21 protein-coding genes are annotated in these 23365 nt (G+C 47.6%); 12 read left to right on the forward strand and 9 right to left on the reverse strand.

What is annotated here, in order from left to right; genetic code table 11:
* The first annotated feature begins 79 nt into the window (after positions 1-79).
* Both MUK70_RS05845 and MUK70_RS05850 read left to right on the forward strand, forming a co-directional pair.
* Complete coding sequence (locus MUK70_RS05845; RefSeq protein WP_234658210.1) at positions 80-979, forward strand: NAD(P)H-binding protein; 900 nt, start codon at positions 80-82, stop codon at positions 977-979.
* A 15-nt stretch (positions 980-994) separates the two neighbouring features.
* Positions 995-1912 (forward strand): helix-turn-helix domain-containing protein, encoded by a 918-nt coding sequence (locus tag MUK70_RS05850; protein ID WP_234658209.1) that lies wholly within the window; start codon positions 995-997, stop codon positions 1910-1912.
* Between the two features lie 15 nt (positions 1913-1927).
* Here MUK70_RS05850 and MUK70_RS05855 read toward each other — a convergent pair whose 3' ends face one another.
* Entirely contained in the window at positions 1928-2230 is a 303-nt protein-coding gene (locus MUK70_RS05855) for a DUF1330 domain-containing protein (RefSeq protein WP_234604495.1), read from the reverse strand.
* A 144-nt stretch (positions 2231-2374) separates the two neighbouring features.
* On the opposite strand from MUK70_RS05855, the gene MUK70_RS05860 reads away from it, so the two are divergent.
* The gene (locus tag MUK70_RS05860) at positions 2375-3361 is read left to right on the forward strand and encodes a TIGR03885 family FMN-dependent LLM class oxidoreductase (protein ID WP_234658208.1); all 987 of its coding nucleotides are present in this window, start codon (positions 2375-2377) and stop codon (positions 3359-3361) included.
* Between the two features lie 8 nt (positions 3362-3369).
* Entirely contained in the window at positions 3370-5544 is a 2175-nt protein-coding gene (gene glgX, locus MUK70_RS05865) for a glycogen debranching protein GlgX (protein ID WP_234658207.1), read from the forward strand.
* Here the strand turns inward: glgX and MUK70_RS05870 are convergent, their stop codons facing one another.
* Genes MUK70_RS05870 through MUK70_RS05880 form a run of 3 tightly spaced genes read right to left on the reverse strand, consistent with a single transcriptional unit; the run spans position 5545 to position 9226 of the window.
* On the reverse strand, positions 5545-6534 hold the full coding sequence (locus MUK70_RS05870) for a glycosyltransferase family 9 protein (protein ID WP_234658206.1): 990 nt from the start codon (positions 6532-6534) through the stop codon (positions 5545-5547).
* A complete protein-coding gene (locus MUK70_RS05875; protein ID WP_234658205.1) occupies positions 6531-7514 on the reverse strand; it encodes a glycosyltransferase family 2 protein in 984 nt (327 codons plus the stop codon). The genes MUK70_RS05870 and MUK70_RS05875 overlap by 4 nt, the downstream gene beginning before the upstream one ends.
* Positions 7514-9226 (reverse strand): carbamoyltransferase family protein, encoded by a 1713-nt coding sequence (locus MUK70_RS05880; RefSeq protein ID WP_234658203.1) that lies wholly within the window; start codon positions 9224-9226, stop codon positions 7514-7516. The genes MUK70_RS05875 and MUK70_RS05880 overlap by 1 nt, the downstream gene beginning before the upstream one ends.
* A gap of 369 nt (positions 9227-9595) precedes the next feature.
* On the opposite strand from MUK70_RS05880, the gene MUK70_RS05885 reads away from it, so the two are divergent.
* From MUK70_RS05885 to MUK70_RS05900, 4 genes are read left to right on the forward strand one after another with little or no spacing between them, the layout of a single operon-like run.
* Positions 9596-10603 (forward strand): glycosyltransferase, encoded by a 1008-nt coding sequence (locus MUK70_RS05885; protein ID WP_234658202.1) that lies wholly within the window; start codon positions 9596-9598, stop codon positions 10601-10603.
* Positions 10575-11900, forward strand: coding sequence for a glycosyltransferase (locus MUK70_RS05890; protein WP_234658201.1), 1326 nt, complete (start codon positions 10575-10577; stop codon positions 11898-11900). Before MUK70_RS05885 ends, MUK70_RS05890 begins: the two co-directional genes overlap by 29 nt.
* A 3-nt stretch (positions 11901-11903) precedes the next feature.
* Entirely contained in the window at positions 11904-12473 is a 570-nt protein-coding gene (locus MUK70_RS05895) for a D-glycero-alpha-D-manno-heptose-1,7-bisphosphate 7-phosphatase (protein WP_234658200.1), read from the forward strand.
* The gene (locus tag MUK70_RS05900) at positions 12460-13563 is read left to right on the forward strand and encodes a glycosyltransferase family 9 protein (protein WP_234658199.1); all 1104 of its coding nucleotides are present in this window, start codon (positions 12460-12462) and stop codon (positions 13561-13563) included. The genes MUK70_RS05895 and MUK70_RS05900 overlap by 14 nt, the downstream gene beginning before the upstream one ends.
* Here the strand turns inward: MUK70_RS05900 and MUK70_RS05905 are convergent.
* The gene (locus MUK70_RS05905) at positions 13544-14431 is read right to left on the reverse strand and encodes a dienelactone hydrolase family protein (RefSeq protein ID WP_234658198.1); all 888 of its coding nucleotides are present in this window, start codon (positions 14429-14431) and stop codon (positions 13544-13546) included. The genes MUK70_RS05900 and MUK70_RS05905 overlap by 20 nt on opposite strands.
* A gap of 366 nt (positions 14432-14797) precedes the next feature.
* Between MUK70_RS05905 and sugE the strand changes: the two genes are divergently transcribed.
* The 3 genes from sugE to MUK70_RS05920 all read left to right on the forward strand — a co-directional run bounded on the left by sugE (position 14798) and on the right by MUK70_RS05920 (position 17193).
* A complete protein-coding gene (gene sugE, locus MUK70_RS05910) occupies positions 14798-15112 on the forward strand; it encodes a quaternary ammonium compound efflux SMR transporter SugE (protein WP_234604510.1) in 315 nt (104 codons plus the stop codon).
* A gap of 54 nt (positions 15113-15166) precedes the next feature.
* Complete coding sequence (locus MUK70_RS05915) at positions 15167-16591, forward strand: sulfatase family protein (protein WP_234658197.1); 1425 nt, start codon at positions 15167-15169, stop codon at positions 16589-16591.
* 104 nt (positions 16592-16695) lie between these two features.
* Positions 16696-17193 carry a GyrI-like domain-containing protein gene (locus MUK70_RS05920; protein WP_234658196.1) on the forward strand — a complete coding sequence of 166 codons (498 nt, stop codon included), beginning with the start codon at positions 16696-16698 and terminating at the stop codon, positions 17191-17193.
* 12 nt (positions 17194-17205) lie between these two features.
* Here MUK70_RS05920 and MUK70_RS05925 read toward each other — a convergent pair whose 3' ends face one another.
* On the reverse strand, positions 17206-17586 hold the full coding sequence (locus MUK70_RS05925; protein ID WP_234658195.1) for a response regulator: 381 nt from the start codon (positions 17584-17586) through the stop codon (positions 17206-17208).
* 247 nt (positions 17587-17833) lie between these two features.
* Here MUK70_RS05925 and MUK70_RS05930 point away from each other — a divergent pair, with 247 nt between their 5' ends.
* Positions 17834-20023 carry a catalase gene (locus tag MUK70_RS05930; protein ID WP_234658194.1) on the forward strand — a complete coding sequence of 730 codons (2190 nt, stop codon included), beginning with the start codon at positions 17834-17836 and terminating at the stop codon, positions 20021-20023.
* A 70-nt stretch (positions 20024-20093) separates the two neighbouring features.
* On the opposite strand, the gene MUK70_RS05935 is transcribed toward MUK70_RS05930, so the two are convergent.
* The 3 genes from MUK70_RS05935 to MUK70_RS05945 form a co-directional block, all read right to left on the reverse strand.
* Positions 20094-20579 (reverse strand): ankyrin repeat domain-containing protein, encoded by a 486-nt coding sequence (locus MUK70_RS05935; RefSeq protein WP_234658193.1) that lies wholly within the window; start codon positions 20577-20579, stop codon positions 20094-20096.
* The gene (locus MUK70_RS05940) at positions 20580-20771 is read right to left on the reverse strand and encodes a hypothetical protein (protein ID WP_234658191.1); all 192 of its coding nucleotides are present in this window, start codon (positions 20769-20771) and stop codon (positions 20580-20582) included. It abuts the gene before it with no gap.
* Between the two features lie 80 nt (positions 20772-20851).
* The gene (locus tag MUK70_RS05945) at positions 20852-23257 is read right to left on the reverse strand and encodes a TonB-dependent receptor (RefSeq protein WP_234658190.1); all 2406 of its coding nucleotides are present in this window, start codon (positions 23255-23257) and stop codon (positions 20852-20854) included.
* Positions 23258-23365 lie beyond the last annotated feature (108 nt).

The following is a 23365-nucleotide window of genomic DNA, read 5'->3' on the forward strand; positions in this document are numbered from 1 at the left end:
TCGGCTACAACAACCATAGATTTGGCTACGTCTGCTTTCCAGCTGCTGCGCAATTTTGCATAAACTAAAAAACAGACCAATGAAAATCGTTTTAACAGGCTCGTTAGGCCACATTAGTAGACCATTGACGGCAGATTTGATTCAGAAAGGACACGCGGTTACAGTGATCAGCAGCAACCCCGAAAGGGAGGAGGAAATTGCAGCAACAGGGGCTTTACCCGCAGTCGGCTCAATGGATGATGCAGGCTTTCTCACTGATACGTTTGCCGGAGCGGACGCAGTTTACACCATGGTGCCGCCAGCCAATTATTTCGATCATGACCTGGATTTGCTGGCATATTATCGCAGCAAAGGAAATAATTATGCAAAAGCTATTCAGGAAAGTGGCGTAAAACGGGTGGTTAATCTCAGCACCATTGGCGGGCATCTCGGTGCGGGAGAAGGTTCGGGGATCTTGCTTGGCGCACATGATGTTGAATTGATCCTGAATGCGTTGCCTTCAAATGTTTCCATTACACATATGCGGCCTGTTTCGTTTTATTATAACTTATATGGTTATGTAGAAGCAATTAAAAACCAAGGGGCTATCATTGCAAATTACGGCGCTGAGGATGAAATTCCCTGGGTCTCACCGGTCGACATTGCGGTGGCGGTGGCTGAGGAAATTGTACGGCCATATACCGGGAGAAGCGTAAGATATGTGGCCAGCGACGATCGCACAGGCAATGATACAGCGGCTGTTCTGGGCGCTGCAATCGGAAAACCCGATTTGAAATGGGTCATTGCTCCCGATGCCCAGGTGCAAAGTGCGCTCGAAGGAATGGGAATGAATCCAAAAATCGCTGCGGGCCTGGTTGAAATGTATGGAAGCTTGCATAACGGTGTGCTGGCAGAAGATTATCTCCATCATAAGCCAGTGATGGGCAAAGTAAAACTGGAAGATTTTGCCATAGAATTTGCTGCTGCTTTTCAACATTAATCGTTACATTGTAATATGTCAAATGCGCAGCTTCGTCGGTTTAAAACCATCAGTGAATTTCACAAATTCAGGGGCTTACCCAAGCCCGAGCATCCGTTGATCAGTGTGATCAACTTGGAGACGATAGACCATCTATCCGCTAATGAGTGGAGTCTGGTCAATGACTTTTACTCCATTTCCCTGAAAAGAAATTTCAATGTGAAGATCAAATACGGTCAGCAGGAGTTTGACTTCGACGAAGGTGTGATGTTCTTCATGGCGCCCGGCCAGATCCTGCGCCTTGAAGTGGACCGCGATATGCAATTGGAGCAATCGGGGTGGATGTTGCTCGTCCATCCCGATCTTTTATGGAACACACATTTGGCCACAACCATTAAACAGTACGAGTATTTCGACTATTCGGTGCACGAAGCACTTTTCCTGTCGGACAAAGAAGAAGCGATCATTTCGGGCATTATGCAGGGTATTCAGCAGGAATATCATGCAAACATTGACAAGTTCAGCCAGGATCTGATTATTGCCCAGCTGGAAGTTTTACTCAAATATTCGGAACGGTTTTACCAGCGCCAATTTATTACCAGGAAAATAAGCAATCACAAAATCGTGGAAAGGCTGGAACGCATTATCAATGACTACTTTAACAGTTCAGATCTGGCGCAAAAGGGCTTACCAACGGTGCAGTACATTGCCGAAATGCTGAACATTTCGCCCAATTATCTGAGCAATATGCTTAGACTCTTAACCGGGCAAACCACACAGCAGCACATTCACGACAAGCTGATTGAAAAAGCCAAAGAAAAATTATCAGTGACGGATTTGTCCGTCAGCGAAATCGCCTATGAGCTGGGTTTCGAACATCCGCAATCATTCAGCAAGTTGTTTAAAACCAAGACAAATTTTTCGCCTCTGGAATTCAGGCAATCATTTAATTGAATGTGCGCCGCGCTTTCATAAAGCATTTCCCTCAATCAGCATGATCCGCTCAACAGATTCATCTTTCAAATGCATGTGTTTTAAGCGCTGGGGATCATCGCGATAACTCTCAAAACTTTTTCGATCCTGGAAAGTGACCAAGTGAATTTCATAGGGATGGCCCAAAGTGGTGGCAACAACCGACGATATGCTCGGCCTGATCCGGTAGATCAGCGCCCCGTTATGCTGTTTGAGCAATGGCAAAACCTGGTCTTCAAAAAAATGGAAGGAGCTCTCTTTACCTTCCTTAATAAAAATAAGTTGTGTATAATAGATCATGGCATATGCAAGTTTTCACGCTTTTATTGAAATACACATTTACCCAAAGATGTGTAAAATCAAGTGCATTATGAAGTTGACAGCTGCCATTTTCCACTAAATAGGTACGATTTTTATATTCAACCGGTATCAATTTTACCGGATATGACTAAAATAAACATCGGCTATCACGCCTCACACGAACAATTTAAACCTAGTCAGTTAGTCGATTACGCGGTCCAGGCCCAGAAAGCCGGATTTACGGCGGCGCTCAGTTCAGACCATTTTTATCCCTGGGGAGAAACCCAGGGCGAAAGCGGTTTTGCGTGGAGCTGGCTGGGTGCTGCCATGCAGGCGACTAACCTGAGTTTCGGGATTGTAAACGCACCTGGCCAGCGATATAACCCCGCCATTATTGCACAGGCCGTGGCAACGCTTTGCGAAATGTTCCCGCAACGGTTCTGGATTGCAACAGGAAGCGGTCAGTTCCTGAACGAGCACATAACCGGCGAAAAGTGGCCGGCAAAAGCGGTGCGTAACCAGCGCCTCAAAGAAAGTGTAGACATTATGCGGGCGCTTTGGGCAGGGCAAACTGTGACGCACAAAGGGCTCTTTGAAGTCTACGATGCAAAACTTTATACGCTCCCGGGTTACATGCCCACAGTCATAGGCGCTGCCATTACAGAGAAGACTGCGGAATGGGTAGGCGGATGGGCCGACGGTATGATTACCACTTCGCGCCCGCCAGCCGAGTTGAAAAGGATCGTTGAAGCTTTCAGGAGGGGCGGAGGTGAGGGTAAACCCGTTTATCTCAAAGTACAGCTTTCCTATGATATTTCTATTGAAAGGGCCCTGGAAGGTGCTCACCAGCAATGGAAAAACAATGTCTTCCCGTCTGCACTCCTGGCAGATATCCGCGGCCCGGAGGGTTTTGACGCAGCGGGCGCGATGGTCAGACCGGAGGATATGTACTCGGCTGTGCGCGTTTCGGATAGTCCGGACCAGCATGTAGAGTGGCTCTCTCGTGACATTGAGGCGGGCGTTTCGCATTTGTATCTGCACAATGTCAATCTGGAACAAGAGCGATTTATTCATGTTTTTGGAGAAAAAGTTTTACCGCATTTAAATACGATGACAAATCAAATTAACTAATCAGTGCCATGAGTTACACCATTCAAAATGAAGTCGTTGAAGCACCTGACTCGCTGGATCTGGGCATTCGGCCAGGGTCACCTTATCCGCTTGGATCCACTTGGGACGGTCAGGGAGTTAATTTTGCCATTTTTTCAGAGCATGCAACCAAAGTGGAATTATGCCTTTTCGAGAACGCAGAGGCTAGTGCCGAACATGTTAAAATAGAAATTGAGGAAACTACACATCATATCTGGCATGTTTATGTGCAGGGCATAGGCCCCGGGCAGTTGTATGGTTACCGTTTCCACGGACCCTACGAACCAGGGGAAGGCCATCGTTTCAATCCCAACAAACTGGTGATTGACCCTTATGCGAAAGCCCTGTCCGGAACAATCGACTGGGATGATTCGCTATTTGCCTATCAGATCGGCCATAAGCGGCAGGACCTGTCTTTCAGTGAAACCGATAGTGCACCCCACTTGCCAAAATCGATTGTCATTGATCCCCATTTTGATTGGGAAGATGACCAGCCCCCCCGGATTCCGTACCACGAAACGATCATATATGAAGCGCATGTAAAAGGACTTACAAAGCTTCACCAGGGCATTCCACCAGAAATTCAAGGCACTTATGCAGGGATTGCACATCCTGAGATGATCAAATATTTGAATGAGCTGGGCATTACGGCCATTGAGTTGATGCCGGTGCATCATTTCGTTGCAGACCGCCATTTACTGGAGAACGGGCTAACGAACTATTGGGGCTATAATACCCTCGGCTTCTTTGCTCCCGATGTGCGGTATGCGAGTAAAAACGAAGCGGGTGCGCATGTGCTGGAATTCAAAAACATGGTGAAAGCATTGCATCAGGCTGGCATTGAGGTGATTCTGGACGTCGTTTATAACCATACGGCAGAAGGAAACCATTTGGGGCCCACGTTTTCTTTCAAAGGAATTGATAATAAAAGTTATTACAGGCTGGAACCCGGTGAGCCAAGACATTACAAAGATTACACCGGAACGGGAAACACCATCAATACACAGCTTCCCAATGTGCTGGGGATGATCATGGACAGCCTGCGTTACTGGATCACCGAAATGCACGTGGACGGGTTCAGGTTTGACCTTGCATCAACACTGGCGCGAACGTTAAATGATACGGACACCCTGGGATCCTTTTTCAACATCATTTACCAGGACCCGATTATTTCGCAGGTCAAGCTGATCGCTGAGCCATGGGATATTCATGAAGACGGTTATATGGTGGGTAAATTTCCGCCGGGCTGGGCCGAATGGAACGATCAATACCGTGATTGCGTGCGCTCATACTGGCGCGGTTCCGAACGAAAGCTCGCAGAATTTGCGCAGCGCTTCACAGGCAGCCCGGATTTATACCAGGGCGGCTACCGAAGCCCGATGGCCAGCATCAACCTGATCACAGCCCATGACGGCTTCACTTTGCATGACCTGGTCAGCTACAATAAAAAACATAACGAGGCTAACGGGGAGAACAATAATGATGGTTCTAATGATAACAATTCTTGGAACTGCGGCGTGGAGGGTGAAACGGATGATCAGGAAATCATTGACTTGCGTAACAAGCAAAAGCGTAACTTCCTGACTACATTATTCCTCTCACAGGGCGTTCCCATGCTGGTTGCGGGAGACGAACTGGGACGTACGCAAGGCGGCAATAACAATGCTTATTGCCAGGATAACGAAATTTCCTGGGTCAACTGGCAGGCGGCTGATCAGCAATTGCTTGATTTTACCAAGAAGTTGATCTGGTTTTGTAAAGACCACCCTTCATTCAGGCGGAGAAGATGGTTCCAGGGCTTGCCGGTATTGGGATCGGACGTGGAAGACATTCGCTGGTATTCTCCCGATGGCCAGTTGATGACAGACGAAAACTGGGAGCATGATTCTGCCAAATCACTGGGCGTTTATCTTAACGGCAAGGGAATCAGGTGTGTGAACTATGACGGCCAGAAAATTACGGACGATAGTTTCTACATCATTTTCAATGCGCACGAGGGATCGCTGGATTATGTCTTGCCGGCTGATCAATGCCATAATAACTGGAAAAAAGCCATCGATACGAGCGACGGCTTTATTGGTTCAGACCAGGAAGAATTTGTGCCGGGCAACAAGATCAAGGTTCAGGGCCGTTCGGTATTGGTACTTAAATGCCATTTAGGCTAATCAAGCGGAAGGTGATTGAAGATCGTCGAGCAGCGAAAGCACCGAAGTAAAATCTTGTGTTTTTGTCCAGTCGATGGTTTTGTGAAGATCCTTATTCAAAGGCCCCCAGCGTTCTGGTTCGCCATCCATGCTGATCACAATGCTGGGGGTTTCCATAGCAGCCGCAATGTGGGAAACCCCGGTGCAGTTGCTGATGAGCAGTTCCGCATTTTTAATGAGCTGCCCCATTTCACCCAGGCCGGTTTTTCCGGTCAGGTCCACGGCCGGGAACTCCATGAGGTCGATTACCTCAGCTGTAATGGCGGCTTCTTCTTTTGTCCCGGTTACAAATATCGTGTAACCCATTCCTGCACATTGATCTGCCAGGCAAGCGAAATGCGAAGTTGGCCACTGGCGCCATGCTCCGCGCGAGCCCGGATGTACACACACGTAAGGGCCGCCCGGGAAGGGTGATTTTATGTTATGTAAATTGGCAGCCTCTGTTTCCTGCAAAGGAAATTCCAATGCGGTTCCCTGCGGCTGAATGCCCAGGTTTGCCAGCATAAGCAAATGTCTCTCGATCTCTGAAATACTATTGGGATATTCGATAAACAAACCGCTGTCGCGGTAACTTCCTTCGCTGTGAAAACCGGCGACAGGCCCGGCACATAAGCCTTCCAGCATATCGTTTACGATGCCGCCGCTTCCCTGCATTTGCAGGACAAGGTCAAACTTTTCCAATTGCATTCGTTCTGCAAACTCATCCCATAACAATTGGTCAAACGGTTGCTCAGGCAACCCGTGATAGCCCGGGAAATGGATGAATTTGTCAATATAATCCGCGAATCGGGTGGTGAATGAAGCTGCCCAGGGCAAGCCGAGCAGCGTAATTTCTGCATGCGGATATTGTCTTCGCAACGCTCTGAATGCAGGCACAGCACACAGCATGTCGCCTAGTTGGAGCGCCCGGAAAACAGCAATTTTATGGGTTGTTTCGACAGGGAATTTCATAGGAAAAAGACTTTGTACCGCAATGCTCCACGGAGTGTCCAAAAAACGGAAAGATAAGGGATTATCAGTGACGTAATGACCATTTCTGCCCGGTGTGAAAAGGACATATCCGTGCCTTTTAATCGTTTTGAAATAAATAAAATTAAAGCAACGGCCCAAATCGACAATGCTGTGAATGCCAGCATTTTTGAACCTGAAAGGAATGCAATGATTGCAATAATGCTTGCAATAATGATAGTGTAGTAATTCCAGACGGGGCTTTTGGCGATTTTTTCCCTATACAAGTCCGGATGCTTTTTGAATAATAATGCATTAAACATGCTCTTTTGCTGATCCCGGATGCTCGTTCCCCAGGAAGCTGCTCTGGCGGGATGGCATATGACCGCATCCGGCACATGAATAATGGGTAAATTCTCTTTCAAAAGCTTGAACTGCAACTCGGAATCTTCGCGCCAGGCAATCGGGAAATCTTCGTCAAACCCGCCAATACGGTCGAGGGCCGCTCTGGAACAGGCGCAGTTTGCCGTGATAAATTCCGCCGTGGACAGGTGGGCCACGTTCTTTTGATAATCTGTCGGGCGTTCCGGCACCGGGACAATCACTTTGCCCGTGAAACCAATGTAATGCTGATTGCGGAGATGGTATGCGGTCCAGTAGGCGTCCAGCCAATGTGCCTCAGGAATGCAGTCGTCATCCGTGAAAATGATCAGTTCGCCGGCGCCCTTCTTCCAGCCATAATTGCGCGCAGCGGCAGGGCCGCGCTTAGCAGGAAGCGCATGGAAATGAATTGGAAATTCGGGATGTGCCTGGTTTATGTCTCTGATCAGCGCATGCGTCGCTTCATCCGGGCCGTCCGAAACGACGAGCACTTCAAACGAGCAATCCGGACAATGTTGTTGCCGGATTGCTTCGAGGCAGCGGCTGAGCAGCGCCGGACGCCGGAAAGTGGGAATGATAACACTAATGCTCGCTGTCCCCATTATTTCTCGAGTATAAATGAATTGATGATCAATGCGTCAAAAGGAGACGTCCAGAAACATTCAATGGCGTCCCTAGGCGAGCAAACGATCGGTTCCCCCCTTGTATTGAAGGATGTGTTTACCAGCACCGGTACGCCCGTCAGTTTTTTGAATTCGCTGATCAGCTTGTAATAAAGCGGATGCTGTTGCGCATTAATAGTCTGAACGCGGGCCGTTCCATCCGTATGCCTTACGGCTGGAATTTGATCTGCTTTCTCGTCTTTGACAGGATATACAAATAGCATAAACGGGGAAACATCCGCATTCTCGAACCATTCCGGCGCATCCTCTTCCAGAACTACCGGCGCAACCGGCCTGAAATCTTCCCTGTCTTTTATATCATTCAATCTTGCCTGCATATCCGGGTGGATAGGAGAGGCGAGGATGGACCTGCTCCCCAGTGACCGCGGCCCGAATTCCATCCGGCCCTGATACCAGGCAATAATTTTGTCCTCCGCCAGGATAGCAGCCGTCTCTTTGGCAACGTCATACAGGCGTTTGTAAGGCATTTTAGCCCAGATCATGAATTTCTCAATCTCGTCATCCGTATATTCCGGTCCCCAGTATACATGGTCCATTGGTGCCGTATAGCGGCCCTCATGCTGGCTGTTTAATTGTACGTCAAGCCATTGTGCCGCGCCCAGAGCTGTTCCGGCATCACCTGCCGCGGGCTGCACCCAAATGTTCTTGAAGGGGCCCTTGTCACGGATCACGGCGTTCATCACACAGTTGAGCGCCACACCGCCAGCCATGCACAGGTTTTCTGCCTGTGTTTCCTGATACAGCCAATTGGCTAGTGTCAAAACCGTTTCTTCCAATGCTTTTTGCAGAGAATGGGCGATATCGTGATGTAGTTGTTCAAAGGGGTCTTCTTTCGTCCGGCCCGGACCCCACCATTGTTGCGGGTCAAACTCATCGATCGTATACTGACCATTGTCCTGCACATGAATGATGGAGCGAAAATCTTCCAGGTAAACAGGCTTGCCATACGAGGCGAGCGCCATTACTTTGTATTCATCTGATGAATGCAGAAATCCAAGATACGTAGTAATTTTTTCATACAACATTCCGAGCGAATGCGGCATATCCACCGTTGAAATCTGTTCCAGCGAGTTGCCTTTGCCCATAAAATAGGCGGTCGTTGCTTTCTCGCCACGGCCATCCAATGTCATTACCGCAGCCTCCTGAAATGGCGAAGGGAAAAATGCGCTCGCTGCGTGTGCTACATGATGGTTTACAAATTCCCATTTTTCTGTCAGAGATCCTGCATCGGCGAGGCGCTTTTGCAGATGATGCGGATAACCGTCGCGCAGTTGCTCCGGCGCTTTCCGGATATAGTTTAGGAATAAGGTGTCCCAGCCATTGTAAACATCCGCCTGAACCAGCACATCAGATCCCGAAAGCAAGTCGTCTTCATAGACCGACGCATCATTTACACCTTCCGGGTCAAAGGAATACGCAATACGGTCAACATCTTTTAATGTGATAGCCGCCGTTTTAAGGCAATAATCGATCGCATGGAAGGGCAATTCCCAGGTAGAAAATGGCACCGGGCGCTTGCCGTGTTTGATATGGGTGAACCTTTCTTCTTCGGCTGCAGCAATGATCTTGCCGTCTTTCACGAGCGCCGCAGCCGTATCATGAAATGCCGCGTTGATTCCTAAAATATACATAGCTCATCTGTCAGTTTAAAATGCAGCCCGACCTTATAAGGATTATGCCAACGTATGTGTCTGAACAGGTTTGGTTTAAGCCGGAACCAGATTTTATTATGCGTGCTCTACATATAAATGCGCTCGGCGTATGCAGTCGAAATAATATGGAGAAGAGTTGTTGTGCCACAACTGTAAGTGGGGATAAACTGTGGACATTCTTCTATTCCCAGTTTATTGACGGCGACATCCTTATACGTTGAGTTAGAAGCGTTTCTCCTGCGTTTATGCATAACATCAGCTAAAATAGTGTGTATCAGGGAAGCGGTTCTATCGGAATGGCACCGTTTTTTACAAGCGCCGGTCTGATTAACGCAAATTGCACTGAATATGGACGGAAACATCAGCACGGAAAAAAGGCTTAAAATCTTCACATGGCACATACATGGAAGCTATCTCTTTTACCTTTCGCAGGGAGATTATGACATTTTTATTCCTGTAAGGGAAACCAAAGACGAAGGTTATTATGGCCGTGGCAACACCTTCCCATTTGGCCCGAATGTGATTGAAATTCCGGCGGAAGAAGTCCGTAATATGGAGTTTGATTGTATTCTGTTCCAATCCGAAAGAAACTTTCTGTCAGACCAGCATGAAATACTCGCTAGCTGGCAAAAGCGACTCCCTCGCATATACGTAGAGCACAACACCCCCGAAATACATCCCACGAACTCACGGCACATCATGACTGATCCGGAAGTTACGTTGGTACATGTGACGCATTTTAACAAACTAATGTGGGATAATGCAGGCGTGCGAAATGTACGTGTCATTGAACATGGCGTGTGCATTCCTGAGGTAACTTATCAGGGTGACATTCCCCGGGGAATTGTTGTCATCAACCACATCCAGCAACGTGGCCGGATTACGGGCTGGGACGTTTTTGATGAAGTAAGAAAACAAGTGCCGCTTGACCTTGTGGGCATGGGCACATTGGAGTCCGGAGGACTGGGGGAAGTGCTCAACCCGCAGTTACCGGAATTTATCAGCCATTACCGCTTTTTCTTCAACCCGATCCGATACACGAGTTTTGGCCTTGCCGTTTGTGAGGCTATGATGGCGGGAATGCCCGTGGTTGCCCTGGCGACCACGGAATACGTGACTGTCATTAAAAATGGCGAATCAGGGTTCATTGATACCAATATTGACAAACTGATCGAAAACATGAACCGGCTGATTGCCGATGAAGGCGAGGCCAGAAGTTTGGGAGAACGTGCCAGGGCCATTGCCCTTGACAAGTTCAGTATCAAACGCTTCACCAATGACTGGGAAAAGATCTTCAGACAGACTATTCAATTAAATATCCACAATCATGAAAAAGAGAATAGCATTTATCAGTGAACATGCTTCTCCGCTGGCAGTGCTGGGAGGGGTGGATAGCGGAGGACAAAATGTATATGTGGCTGAAATTTGCAAATCGCTCACAAAACTAGGCTATGTGATCGACATTTTTACCAGGAAAGACAATGAGGAATTGCCGCAGATTGTATCTTGGCTGCCTGATATCCGGGTAATCAATGTGGACGCGGGACCTGCCCGGGAAGTGGCAAAAGAGCTTTTGCTGGGATATATGGATGATTTTACAACCAACATGATCCGTTTCATCCGAAACAGCCGTATTGAATACGAGTTGGTCCATGCGAACTTTTTCATGTCCGGCCTGGTAGCGTCTGCGATCAAAAAAACATTGGGAATTCCTTATGTGATCACATTTCATGCGCTGGGGAAAATAAGGATGATCCATCAAAAAGAAAAAGATGCGTTTCCGGCCGCCCGTCTCGATATTGAACAGATGATCGTAAATGACGCGAATTTCATCATCGCCGAATGTCCGCAAGACCGCCAGGACCTTGTCGATTATTATCATGCAGACGCCAGTCGTATTAGCATTATTCCATGCGGATTCAGTTCGGATGAATTTTATCCGGCTTCCAAGAGTGCAGCCAGACAGCGGCTTGGCCTGCGAAAAGATGAAGTGATTTTGCTGCAGCTAGGCCGAATGGTGCCGCGCAAAGGCATTGACAATGTCATTCGTGCCATGCGCTATCTGACCGATGTTCCCAAGATTAAGCTGCTTGTAGTGGGCGGATCGGATGAAAAGCCTGATTTTGAAAAAAACCTTGAATTAAAAAGATTGAAGGACATTGCGGATTCGGAAGGCGTTGAAAGCCATGTGAAATTTGTGGGCCGCCGGAACCGGGAGCAGTTGCGGGATTACTATCAGGCAGCAGATTTTTTCATTTCAACACCCTGGTACGAACCATTTGGCATTACGCCCCTGGAAGCGATGGCCTGCGGAACGCCGGTGATCGGATCCAATGTGGGCGGGATAAAATATACGGTGCAGCACAATCAGACCGGGTTTCTGGTTCCGCCACACAATCCAGAAGCGCTTGCACAGGCAGTGCGGGAAGGCATTTCCTGTCCCGAAAGATACAGGAGTCTCTCCCAGAACGCACTAAACCGGGTAAACGAGAAATTTACGTGGGATAGGGTGGCTAAAAGTGCACATCAGCTGTACATGAAGGCAGCCAATCGTAATTACAACGGGCGCGTTTTCCTGCTGCATGTGAAAGAACTTGAGAGAAATGCTGTAAAAAAATACCAGCCGGGTGCCATCACTTATGCTATTTCCTGAGCTATGCCAGCAAAAGCAGTATTTCTGGATAAAGACGGCACATTGATCAGGGATGTGCCTTACAATGCAGACCCTGAAAAAGTGCTGTATGAAAGCGGCGTATTGGAAGGACTGTCGGCCTTGCAGGCACTAGGCTATAAATTGGTGATCGTTTCCAATCAGCCCGGCATTGCACTGGGACTGTTTTCGCAAAAGCAATTGAATGAATTGATCAACTACTTTCATGAATTCTTCAACAAAAACGACCTGATACTTTCCGGGTTTTATTATTGCCCGCATCTTCCGGCCGAAAATGGGGCACATTGCCATTGCCGAAAGCCGGAACCAGGGTTAATCTTGCAGGCAGCCGCAGATTTGGACATTGATGCACGGGAATCGTGGATGGTTGGTGACATTCTGAACGATGTGGAAGCGGGAAACCGCGCTGACTGCCGGACAATTCTGATCAATAACGGTAACGAAACAGAATGGCTTACCGGTGCTTTTCGGACGCCTGATCATCTGGCAAAGGACTTTACGGAAGCGGTAGGTTATATCCATTCCAAAATTGCAATAGCTTATGCAAGAGCCTAATACATATCAGAATGTGCTTTGTATCCGGGCTGATAATATGGGCGATGTCATCATGGCTTCACCTGCTTTTCGTGCATTAAAAGAGACATTTGGAAGCAAAATTACCTTGCTCACGTCGAAAGCAGGCTCCATCATAGCGCCTTATATCGCATATGTGGATGACCTGATAGCCGTTGATCTTCCCTGGGTGCAAAGCAATAGCCTTGAAAACGGAGCGATTCAGGCCCTGGCGGAGGAGTTGAAACAAAAAGCGTTCGATGCAGCGATTATTTTTACGGTTTACAGCCAGAGCGCGCTGCCAGCTGCCATGCTGGCATTTATGGCGGGTATTCCAGTCCGGGTGGCATATGCAAGAGAAAATCCATATCAGCTGCTAACACATTGGATACCAGATTCGGAGCCTTATGAAATGATTCGTCACCAGGTTGAGCGCGATCTGGGTTTGGTAAAACATATCGGTGCTGAAACCACAGAAAAAAAGCTGCTATTAAATGTCCCTGATGCCGATAGGCGAGCCTTTACCCAAATACTGTCCGGCATAAAGATCGATGTTCAAAAACCATTCATCGTACTCCATCCGGGCGTATCCGAAGAAAAAAGACAATATCCAAAGGTGCTTTGGATAGAAACAGGAAGAGCGCTTGCCCGGCAGTTTGAGGTGCCTATTCTGATTTCCGGATCGCAGGCAGAAAAACAGCTGACAGATGACATAGCAGACGGAATAGGGGAGCCGGCCATTTCGGTTGCAGGTTGTTTTTCGATTGGAACGTTTATTTGTCTGCTGGAAAAGGCCAGCCTGTTGATCTCTGTGAACACAGGAACGATCCACATTGCCGCAGCGACGCAGACACCCATGATCGTGCTTTATGCACAAACGAACCCACAACATACGCCCTGGAAATGCGCGCACCGTATTCTGGAATTCTCTGTTCACGAGCACCTGAGGAGCCGTAACAGGGTGATCCGGCACGTTAACGAAACTCGATATGCCGATCACATTCCTTACCCCACGCCCGGGGAAATCCTGGCAGAAACGAAGTTAATCGGCTCTGCCAGGTTACCGGGGAAATCTATGCCAGCTTTTCTTTGAAAAAGTCGATGGTGCGTTTCCAGGCCAGTTCCGCAGCTGCCTTATCATAGCGCGGCGTGCTGTCGTTGTGAAACCCGTGGTTCGCATCGGGATACATGTGTGCTGTGTATTCCTTCTTGTTGTCTTTTAATGCCTGTTCATAAGCCGGCCATCCTTCGTTCACACGCGTATCCAGACCGGCATAGTGCAGAAGAAGCGGCGCTTTGATTTTCGGAACATCTTCGGCGGCAGGTTGCCCGCCGTAAAAAGGAACGGAAGCAGCAAGTTCCGGAATCCTGACAGCCATCATATTGGCCATAGCACCGCCAAAGCAGAAGCCGACCACGCCGATTTTACCATTGCAGTCTTTGTGATTTTTCAAATATTCGTAAGCCGCGATGAAGTCTTCAGACATTTCATTTCTATCCCTTTTGCTTTGCATTTCGCGTCCCTTTTCGTCGTTCCCGGGATAACCTCCCAACGGCGTCAGCGCATCCGGGGCAACAGAAATGAATCCTGCCAACGCAACTCTTCTGCCAACATCTTCAATATAAGGGTTCAAGCCCCGGTTTTCGTGAACAACCACCACGCCGCCAAGTTTACCGGTTGCGCCGTCTGGGGTTGAAAGCAATGCTTTTATCGTTTTGCCTCCCTTGGGTGAATCGTAGTTAATATAGTCGGATTTCAACCGGGAATCATTGGACTGCACCTGAATCGTTCCCTGATAGTCTGGCATCAGAAAGCTCATCAGCGATGCAACAGTTATGCCGCCAACAGCATATGCAGATAAATTCTGCATAAAATTCCGCCTGTCGATCCGGTCGTGCGCGTAGTCGTCGTAAAGGTCAAATACTTCTTGTTTAATGTCCTCTTTTCTGATCTGGCTCATATTTGTCTGTCATAAAGTTGTTGGATTACACACTTATAAGGAAAGCATTTACTTTCAAAAGTTACCGTCAATTTTGCGAAAGAACACAATCTTTTACATGCCATATCTGATGATTTGCAGAACATTACAGATCATCACAATGTATTTGCTCAACAATATAATCAGGTCAACGGAGCGGTAGAAGCGTCGCATCAGCAGGAATTTTTGCCTAATGTTGTTAACCGTTTGCGATTTTGATGCAGGCAAATTGCGCTATATTTGCCTTATGCACAAGCGTCGTTTGTGGCGGCGCCAGCCAGGAGGAACGGCCTCCCCCGTATTGGGAAAAGTGTTTGGGACGACCCGACTTAAACCGGTATGCGCATTATGGCTTGGTTAACTTTAATTATCGCGGGACTGTTGGAGGTTGTCTGGGCCTACTTTATGAAGCAGTCAAAAGGTTTTTCACTGCTTGTTCCATCCATTATCACACTCGTTGCAATGGCCGCCAGCTTTGGCCTATTATCCTTTTCGATGCGGTCCTTACCGCTGGGAACTGCTTACACAATCTGGACGGGGATAGGTGCAGTCGGTGCATTTCTGTTGGGCGTTGCATTACTGGGTGAGAGCGCCAGTCCGATGCGCATTGCAGCAGCACTGCTGATCCTGGCAGGAATTGTGCTCATGAAAATCTCGTCATAGGAAACGGCAGCTGGATTTCTGCAAACTATTTTATCTGATTAACAGAATGCAAACATGAATGCTTTGACAAGGATCATTTTATTCGCAGGCCGATATGCGGTTGGCATTTTGGCGGTTCTGACCATGCTGAGTTTCAGGTCAGTGCCTGAGAAAGATAGCGGCGTTAAGCAAACCACCACACGGCCAAATATTGTTATCATTATGGCGGACGACCTGGATAGCAAGCAGTTAAGCTGCTATGGAGGACAAAATATCAAAACAAAGAACATTGACCGGCTTGCCGCACAGGGTTTGAAATTCAACAATATCTATGCTTCGGAAGCAATGTGTGTGCCTACACGCGCATCGCTTTTTACCGGCCTTTATCCGGTTCGCCATGGTTCATATCAAAATCACAAACCCGTTTATGATAACCTGAAGAGTGTTGGACATTATCTTGCTGATCTGGGTTATCGCGTTGGCCTGACGGGAAAAGACCATGTTACCAAGCCCAAGTCCGTATTCCCTTTCGACATCATTGAAGGTTTCGAACCCAATTGCGTTTCTGCCACCGATGAATACAGCCTGGATGCAGTAAAAAGTTACATGACGGCGAGTGAAAAGCCCTATTGCCTGTTTGTGATGAGCATTAACCCGCATACTCCCTGGACTTCTGGCGATACAACCGAGTTCGATGCGAAAAAACTGAAATTGCCTGTGGATTGGGTAGATACGCCGGTTACAAGGCGTCAGTATGTTAAATATCTGGCCGAAATACGGCGTCTGGACAATCAGGTGGGCGACATTGCCAAGCTGATTGCAGAAACGGGGCAAGACAAAAATACGATCCTCATCTTCCTGGGCGAACAAGGTGCGCAGTTCCCTGGTGCAAAGTGGAATTTGTGGGATTCCGGACAAAAGAGTTCTATGATCGTAAAATGGCCCGGCAAAGTGAAAGAAGCAACGGAAACAAATGCAATCGTTCAGTATGAGGACATTACACCTACTTTAATAGACATTGCAGGCGGTAAGGCCATTGCCGGACTGGATGGAACAACCTTTCTTCCGGTGTTGAACGATAAAAGCAAAACAGCCAGATCTTTTGCCTATGGCATCCACAACAACATTCCGGAAGGTGATCCTTACCCGATTCGCAGCATTCGCGATGGCCGCTACAAGTTGATTTTGAACTTGTTACCGAAAACCGAATATTACAATCGTTTTATGATGACCCGTGAACGCATGGATCGGAATACGGTTTGGTTTTCATGGGTTGATAAAGCCGTTGACGATGCAAATGCAAAAAAAATCACATCCCGATTCGTGAACCGCCCCGCTGTTGAATTTTATGATTTGCAAAATGATCCTTTTGAGCTTAATAATCTGGCAGCCGACCCGGCGCAGGTAAAACGGATCGAGCGCTTTACAAACGAACTGCGTACGTGGATGGAACAGCAAGGCGATGCAGGTGCGTCCATTGACATTGCGATCAGGAAGTAAACTGCTACTTAGTCGCAAACTGCCCTCGTTTTTGTCGCAATCGGCCCTTCATGGTTGTAATTTGAACCCATAGATTTGTGCCACAACAAATCCAAAAATTAGCCATGCTTTCAGAACCTAAAACAGAGCGCCGGGAAGAGCTGCATTATTTGTGCATCCGCAAAACTGTCCACATGCACAATATCCCGGAAATTCTGCCCCCGCTCATCCCCGAAGTGAAGGAATGGATGCAGGAAAGGAACATTGAAGCGGCCGGGGTGGATTTCTTTTTATATAAATCAATGAATGAAAAAGGGGAGCTGGATTGCGAAGCGGGATTTCCGGTTGGTAAAGCTGTTGAAGGTGATGAGCGGGTTGCAGCAGGAAGTTTCCCTGCGGGACATTACGCCAGCATTATTTATACCGGACATTTCAAAGACATGATGCAGGCCCATGTTGCCTTGGAAAAATGGATCAAAGAAAAAGGGTTTACCGAAAAGGCACGTCAGGAAAACGGCCGCACGGAATGGGGCGGGAGAACGGAATTTTATCTGGTAGACCCTGATTTTGAGCCTAATCCCGATAAATGGCAAACGGAAATCGTCTTTTTGCTGGAAGATTGATAAGAGTCCTCGCTATGCGACCAACGGCTTCATGATATGGAGAAGGCCTTCGAAACTGTCGGGTTTTGTGATGTAATCAGAAGCGCCCAGTTCTTTCACCGTGCGGATGGTTGACGGGCTTGAAGCGGTTGAATAAATAATGACCGGGATATTTTTTAAGCTGTTGTCGTTTTTGATCAGGGTCAGAAAGACTTCACCGTTCATTTTCGGCATATTCAGGTCAAGAAAGATAACGTCTGGCTCCAATTGCTTGCTGATCAGTCTTTTCAGCGCATCATTGGCATCCAGGATCGCATCGAAAGAAACGTTATCAGAAAGCTGGTTTAACGCCGAGCGAAAAATGTCGTGGTCATCCTCATCGTCGTCAATCAGTAGTATATTTTTAAAAGCCATTTTATACGAAGGGGTGTTTGAAACAGAACAAGCCCGGAGTTAGATTCAATGCTATAAATTTATCTTCTTTTCGGGCGAAAACTCCACAGTTGTTCATAAAACCGCTTGATTTAATTAAAATTTAAGGTTGATAAGTTGTCAACACGCCTTAAATGCGCTGATCGGGCGATTTCATGAAGTGGAACGCATATTTTACTGGTAGGCTAACTACGGTCCATAAGTGCCGCCACTAAAAATTATTCACTTTATGAAAACGAATAAGCCATCGGACAACGAAGCTAAACAACCCGACAATGCAAAAATTCAAAACCTTGACCCGCACATCGCCGACGCTACTGGCGAGCTGTTAACTACAAATCACGGTCTTCGAATTAATGACGACCAAAATTCCCTTAAAGCCGGTGAGCGTGGAGCCACCTTACTGGAAGACTTTATCCTCAGAGAAAAAATAACCCATTTCGATCATGAGCGGATCCCTGAACGCATTGTTCATGCCCGGGGATCAGGTGCGCATGGTGTTTTCAAGGTTTATAAGCCAATGGGAGACGTCACAAAAGCCCAGTTTTTGAATGACACAAGCATTGAAACACCTGTTTTTGTGAGATTTTCGACGGTTGCGGGATCAAGAGGATCTACGGATCTTGCGCGCGACGTGCGCGGATTTGCCGTCAAATTTTATACGCAGGAAGGGAATTTTGACCTGGTCGGTAACAATATGCCGGTGTTTTTTATTCAGGATTCGATCAAATTTCCGGATCTGATTCACGCTGTAAAGCCAGAACCAGATAACGAAATGCCGCAAGCTGCTTCGGCGCATGATACTTTCTGGGACTTTATCTCGATTATGCCCGAATCGGCACATATGGTCATGTGGGCCATGAGCGATCGTGCGCTGCCGCGGAGCTATCGCATGATGGAGGGTTTTGGTGTGCATACGTTCCGCTTTGTGAATGCCGAAGGCGTTAGCAATTTTGTCAAATTCCACTGGAAACCGCTTTTAGGCGTGCACGCAGTGGCCTGGGACGAGGCACAGAAAATTTCCGGGAAAGATCCGGATTTTCACAGAAGGGATTTGTGGGACGCCATCGAGAACGGTGACTTCCCCGAATGGGAACTTGGCGTGCAGATCGTTCCTGAAGCAGACGAGTTCAAATATGAATTCGATTTGCTCGATCCAACGAAAATTATTCCCGAAGAGTTGGTTCCTGTACAGCGGATCGGGAAAATGACATTGAACCGCAACCCCGACAACTTTTTCGCCGAAACCGAGCAGGTGGCATTCCACGTCGGCCATATAGTTCCGGGAATTGATTTCACCAATGATCCTTTGTTGCAAGGCAGGCTGTTTTCCTACACCGATACACAGCTATTGCGCTTAGGAGGCCCTAATTTTCACGAGATACCCATTAACCGTCCCATTGTGCCTGTGCACAATAACCAGCGCGACGGGCATATGCGCCAAACCATCAACAGGGGTAAAACGAGCTATAATCCGAACACGCTGGGCAACGGTTATCCGTTGCAGGCCAAAGTTTCGGAAGGCGGGTTCAACACCTATCCTGAGCGCATTGACGCGCGGAAGGTACGGGCGCGAAGCAAAAGCTTTTTCGACCATTTTAGCCAGGCAAAGTTGTTTTTCAATAGCCAGTCCGATCCGGAGAAAAACCACATTGTGGACGCATTAAGCTTCGAGCTGGGTAAAGTAACTGTCCCGGCAATCCGCGAAAGAATGTTGGGTATACTGTCGTTGATCGACAAAGACCTTGCAGGGCAAGTCGCTTTTGCATTGCGGCTTCCGGTTCCAAAATCACTGGAACAGCCTATTAATCACAGCGTTCCGGCAGACGGCGATCCTGCTGATTTCGAGTCATACATTTTTGAAGGATCTTTGACTTCCTCGGAAGCACTGAGCATGGCAAACACTCCAAAAGACAGCATTAAGACGAGAAAAATCGCTTTTCTGGCTGCGGATGGGGTAGACGCGGCTTCATTGCTAACGGTGAAGGCGGCTTTGGAGGGAGCAGGTGCAGTGGTAGAAATCCTTGCGCCGCGCCATAATTACATTGTTGCCGAAAATGACGAAAAGATTCCGGTAAGCCATAGCCTGCTCACGGCCGCATCCGTATTTTATGATGCAGTTTATGTTCCGGGCGGCACGAATAGTGTAGCAACCATTGAGGCTGATGCCGACGCGATCCATTTTCTGAACGAGGCTTTCCGCCACTGCAAAGCCATTGCGGCACATACGGATGCTGTCCAGGTCTTGGAAGCGACCTATTTCGCCAAAAAAATGCCTGCCGACTTCTCAGACAAAAGCATTCTCGCAGAAGGTGTGATTGTGGGTACGGACACGGACGGTTTGGCCGATAAATTCATTTTGGCCATTGCGCAGCACAGATTCTGGGAGCGCGAAAAACCACGCAAAGTTCCGGCATAACCGGACGGTGCAAACGATAAAAAACCCCGTACAGCTTCAAGTTGTACGGGGCTTTTTTATTGGGTTTGGTTTATGCCAGCAGCGTAACTGCTTCGTGGTTACCCTGCTGCAGGGCCAGGTCCTCGACGGAAAGCCCGCGATTGTCCAGGATGGTTTTATCGGCTCCCCGGGCCAGAAGCAGTTTTACCAGATCATTTCTACCGAACATCGCCGCGAACATCAATGCCGTTCCGCCATTGCCGTGCTGCATGTTCAGATCTGCGCCGTTGTCGATGAGCAGTTCCGCAATGTCCGGGTAACCCTTGAACGAAACACCCATTAAAGCGGTGTTGCCACCGAAGTCAAATGCATTGGCGTCAGCACCGGATTTCAGCAGCAGCTTTGCTGTCTCGAAGTGGTTGTTATAACATGCGATGATGAGCGGCGTGTATCCTTTTTCATCCTGAACATCAATGTCAATTCCACGGCTGAGAATTTCCTGTATCACCGGGATGTTACCCAGGCGGGCTGCATGTATAAGGACCTGATCCAAATTTACACTTTCAATATTTCCCATTTACGATGCGTTTGCTTCCAGTTTTTCTTCAATTTCTTCTTTCGTACCGCTTACAAAGTGTTTATCACCACTTTTCAGGATCAAAAGGCTGAACCTGAAATCCGCATCCGGGACGATTTCTTCAATATCCTCATTGCGGACTACAATTTCACTGGAATCATCTTTTAAAATAAAAGTTGCGTTATCCGCCATATTCGCTTGTGTTTAAAATTTTCACGGTCTGAGGAAGAGGTCAAAAATTATGCCATTGGTTCTCAGTTTTGCACTGGCCACTAATTGTTCCCCTCGCCGCCTTTCTTGTCATCATTGCTGATCCGTTTTTTCTGGCGCGGGCCGCTGTTCATTTTTCCGAATTCATATTTCAAATTGATGCGCCAGCCCCGGCGATACATAGCCACATCTTGAGTTTGAACAAAATTAGGCCCTACGAAGTCATTTCGCCATTTAATCCTCCTGTTAAAGGGATTGTCGTAACCTAACCCGATGGTGCCCTTCTTTTTGAGCACTTCCTTTTGCAAAACCATATTATAAAAACCAAATGCGCCATATTTTCCTTGCAGATTAACGCGTGCAGAATTATAAAAACCGAAAAGCTGTGCCTTGATTCCCTTGCCAAAATCGATACTCGAGTTCAGGTTGATCCGATACATCCAGTCTGCGTTACGGGTTTTAAGCTCTTCACTCTCCAGAACATTGTAAAACACATTTACTGAGCCGTTTACGCTCCATTGTTTGATAATCTTAGTGTTCGCGCTTAGATTCAGGCCATAAGCCGAATTTTGTGCAACATTCTGGAAGGTTTGGGTCAACACGCCGCTTGTATCCACAGTGTTAATGCCTTCAATGGCGTTGTTTGTCTGGCGCAAAAAGAATGATGCGTTAAAGCTGGTTTGTTTAACAGAGACACTGTAATTTGCTTCAATAGAATGAGTTAACTCCGGTTTGAGATAAGGATTTCCGCCGTACTGGTTTTTGGAATCAGCTTGATTCACGTATGGGTTCAGATAAAAAAACTGCGGCCGCTGGATGCGTTGCGTATAACTCAGTCGAAGCTGCTGATCTTTTTTAATGCTGCGGGACAAGCTAACGCTGGGAATCAAATTTCCATAATTGTTTGAAAATGAAGCGGTCCCGTTCAGGAAATCGGCTTGAATGAATGTATGTTCGTAACGTGCACCCAGGTTGATACCCCATCGTTTTTCAGGTGTTCTGGTGTAAACTACATAGGCCGACGTTACTTGCTGGGCATAGTCGAAGATATTGGCCAGCTCGGGCAGATCCCTGAAATCTGTTGAACCGTCCAAGGCGCTGGAAATCCGGTAATCGCTCAGGATCTGGCGGAAAATCGTTTTTGAACCCACTTCGAGCGTGCTGATACTGTCAAGCGGGTTGGTAAAATCCAGTTGAATGGTTCCTTCCTTGTTGTTGCTGATATTATAGCTTTTCTCGCGATAATAAACCGTGCTTTCGCGGTTGCGCAGATTGGACCAGTAATTGCTGTCCTCGCCTTCAAACGAGTACATCATCAGCAGTGCTATTTCCTTTTTGGGTTTTTTGAACAAACGCGTATAATCCAGGTTCACCGTCGCGCCAGCCCAATCGTAAGTGCGGCTCATATCCCGCTGAAAATATTGACGGACGGTTCCCAGGCTGCTTTCTGTAAACTCAATGTCGAAATTGTTGGTATTAATGCCGTTATAATAATTGAATCCGGCGCCGATCCTGTTCAGCGAATCCACATCCCAATCCACATTGATGGTCCCGTAAAAATTCTTCCCTTTCCCGGTGATCCCTTGCGGCTGATCCTGGTTGGTAAGCGTGTCGCCATTCGTGAAAGAACGGCCCAGTTGCATGACGCGCTTATTTTTCCAATCATTGAAACCGCCGTTTGCAGACACATTGATGGCTTTCATCCGGTGATTAATGGTTGCATTTTGCCAGTTATTCCACTGGCCCAGGTTCGGGCTAACCGAGCCGCTTGTGCCGCGAAGCGTATTTTTCTTGGTAATGATATTAATGATCCCAGCCGTACCTTCCGCATCGTATTTGGCTGATGGCGAGGTGATAACCTCCACTTGCTTAATAATGTCCGCCGGAATCTGCTTCAACGCGTCCGAAATGCTGCGCGCCACAATGCTCGAAGGCTTGTTATTAATCAGGACCTTAATGTTGGAACTGCCGCGCAACTGAACATTGCCTTCAATGTCCACCGACACAGAAGGGATTTTTTTAAGCACATCCGTCGCATCGCCACCTTTAATACTTATGTCCTTTTCTGCATTATAAATCATCCGGTCAGCCTTTTCTTCGAACAAAGCTTTTTGCTCCGTAACAGTCACTTCACTCAGGTTCCGGACAGTCGGGGCCAATTTAATTATGCCCGTTTCAATGTCCTCGTCGTTTGCCGTGATTTTTTCAACCGTTTTGGAAACATACCCCATTAACGAAGCCTGAATCGCGTATTCGCCTTTTTCCACTTTGGAAAAAACAAATCGCCCCTTAGAATCGGAATTAACACCCTGAATGATCTTGCCATTTTTCAGGAGGGCAACGGTCGCAAATTCAATCGGTTTGGCAGCAGCCGAATCCAATAATAGTCCTGAAATCTTGATTTGCTGGGCGAAGGCGAAGCAAATGGTCGCTGTCAGCGCAGCGATCGTACATAAAAATTTTCTCATGGCGCAGGGGTTTGTCTCGTCGTATCGCAATGACGAGCCAACCGGGAAAACGTTGCAGATCCGTTCGACTTTTTCTGCAATAGTTATTCATTCCACATCAATAGCCCA

It is taken from the genome of Dyadobacter chenwenxiniae, assembly GCF_022869785.1.
Lineage (GTDB): Bacteria > Bacteroidota > Bacteroidia > Cytophagales > Spirosomataceae > Dyadobacter > Dyadobacter chenwenxiniae.

Bases quoted from the DNA above. Each gene is read 5' to 3' on its own strand.
- MUK70_RS05860 (WP_234658208.1), top strand. From the start codon at position 2,375: ATGACTAAAATAAACATCGGCTATCACGCCTCACACGAACAATTTAAA.
- MUK70_RS05870 (WP_234658206.1), bottom strand. From the start codon at position 6,534: ATGAAATTCCCTGTCGAAACAACCCATAAAATTGCTGTTTTCCGGGCG.
- MUK70_RS05925 (WP_234658195.1), bottom strand. From the start codon at position 17,586: ATGGCTTTTAAAAATATACTACTGATTGACGACGATGAGGATGACCAC.
- sugE (WP_234604510.1), top strand. From the start codon at position 14,798: ATGGCTTGGTTAACTTTAATTATCGCGGGACTGTTGGAGGTTGTCTGG.
- MUK70_RS05915 (WP_234658197.1), top strand. From the start codon at position 15,167: ATGAATGCTTTGACAAGGATCATTTTATTCGCAGGCCGATATGCGGTT.
- MUK70_RS05930 (WP_234658194.1), top strand. From the start codon at position 17,834: ATGAAAACGAATAAGCCATCGGACAACGAAGCTAAACAACCCGACAAT.
- MUK70_RS05935 (WP_234658193.1), bottom strand. From the start codon at position 20,579: ATGGGAAATATTGAAAGTGTAAATTTGGATCAGGTCCTTATACATGCA.
- MUK70_RS05900 (WP_234658199.1), top strand. From the start codon at position 12,460: ATGCAAGAGCCTAATACATATCAGAATGTGCTTTGTATCCGGGCTGAT.
- MUK70_RS05895 (WP_234658200.1), top strand. From the start codon at position 11,904: ATGCCAGCAAAAGCAGTATTTCTGGATAAAGACGGCACATTGATCAGG.
- MUK70_RS05845 (WP_234658210.1), top strand. From the start codon at position 80: ATGAAAATCGTTTTAACAGGCTCGTTAGGCCACATTAGTAGACCATTG.
- MUK70_RS05885 (WP_234658202.1), top strand. From the start codon at position 9,596: ATGGACGGAAACATCAGCACGGAAAAAAGGCTTAAAATCTTCACATGG.
- MUK70_RS05905 (WP_234658198.1), bottom strand. From the start codon at position 14,431: ATGAGCCAGATCAGAAAAGAGGACATTAAACAAGAAGTATTTGACCTT.
- MUK70_RS05855 (WP_234604495.1), bottom strand. From the start codon at position 2,230: ATGATCTATTATACACAACTTATTTTTATTAAGGAAGGTAAAGAGAGC.
- glgX (WP_234658207.1), top strand. From the start codon at position 3,370: ATGAGTTACACCATTCAAAATGAAGTCGTTGAAGCACCTGACTCGCTG.
- MUK70_RS05940 (WP_234658191.1), bottom strand. From the start codon at position 20,771: ATGGCGGATAACGCAACTTTTATTTTAAAAGATGATTCCAGTGAAATT.
- MUK70_RS05880 (WP_234658203.1), bottom strand. From the start codon at position 9,226: ATGTATATTTTAGGAATCAACGCGGCATTTCATGATACGGCTGCGGCG.
- MUK70_RS05920 (WP_234658196.1), top strand. From the start codon at position 16,696: ATGCTTTCAGAACCTAAAACAGAGCGCCGGGAAGAGCTGCATTATTTG.
- MUK70_RS05875 (WP_234658205.1), bottom strand. From the start codon at position 7,514: ATGGGGACAGCGAGCATTAGTGTTATCATTCCCACTTTCCGGCGTCCG.
- MUK70_RS05945 (WP_234658190.1), bottom strand. From the start codon at position 23,257: ATGAGAAAATTTTTATGTACGATCGCTGCGCTGACAGCGACCATTTGC.
- MUK70_RS05850 (WP_234658209.1), top strand. From the start codon at position 995: ATGTCAAATGCGCAGCTTCGTCGGTTTAAAACCATCAGTGAATTTCAC.
- MUK70_RS05890 (WP_234658201.1), top strand. From the start codon at position 10,575: ATGAAAAAGAGAATAGCATTTATCAGTGAACATGCTTCTCCGCTGGCA.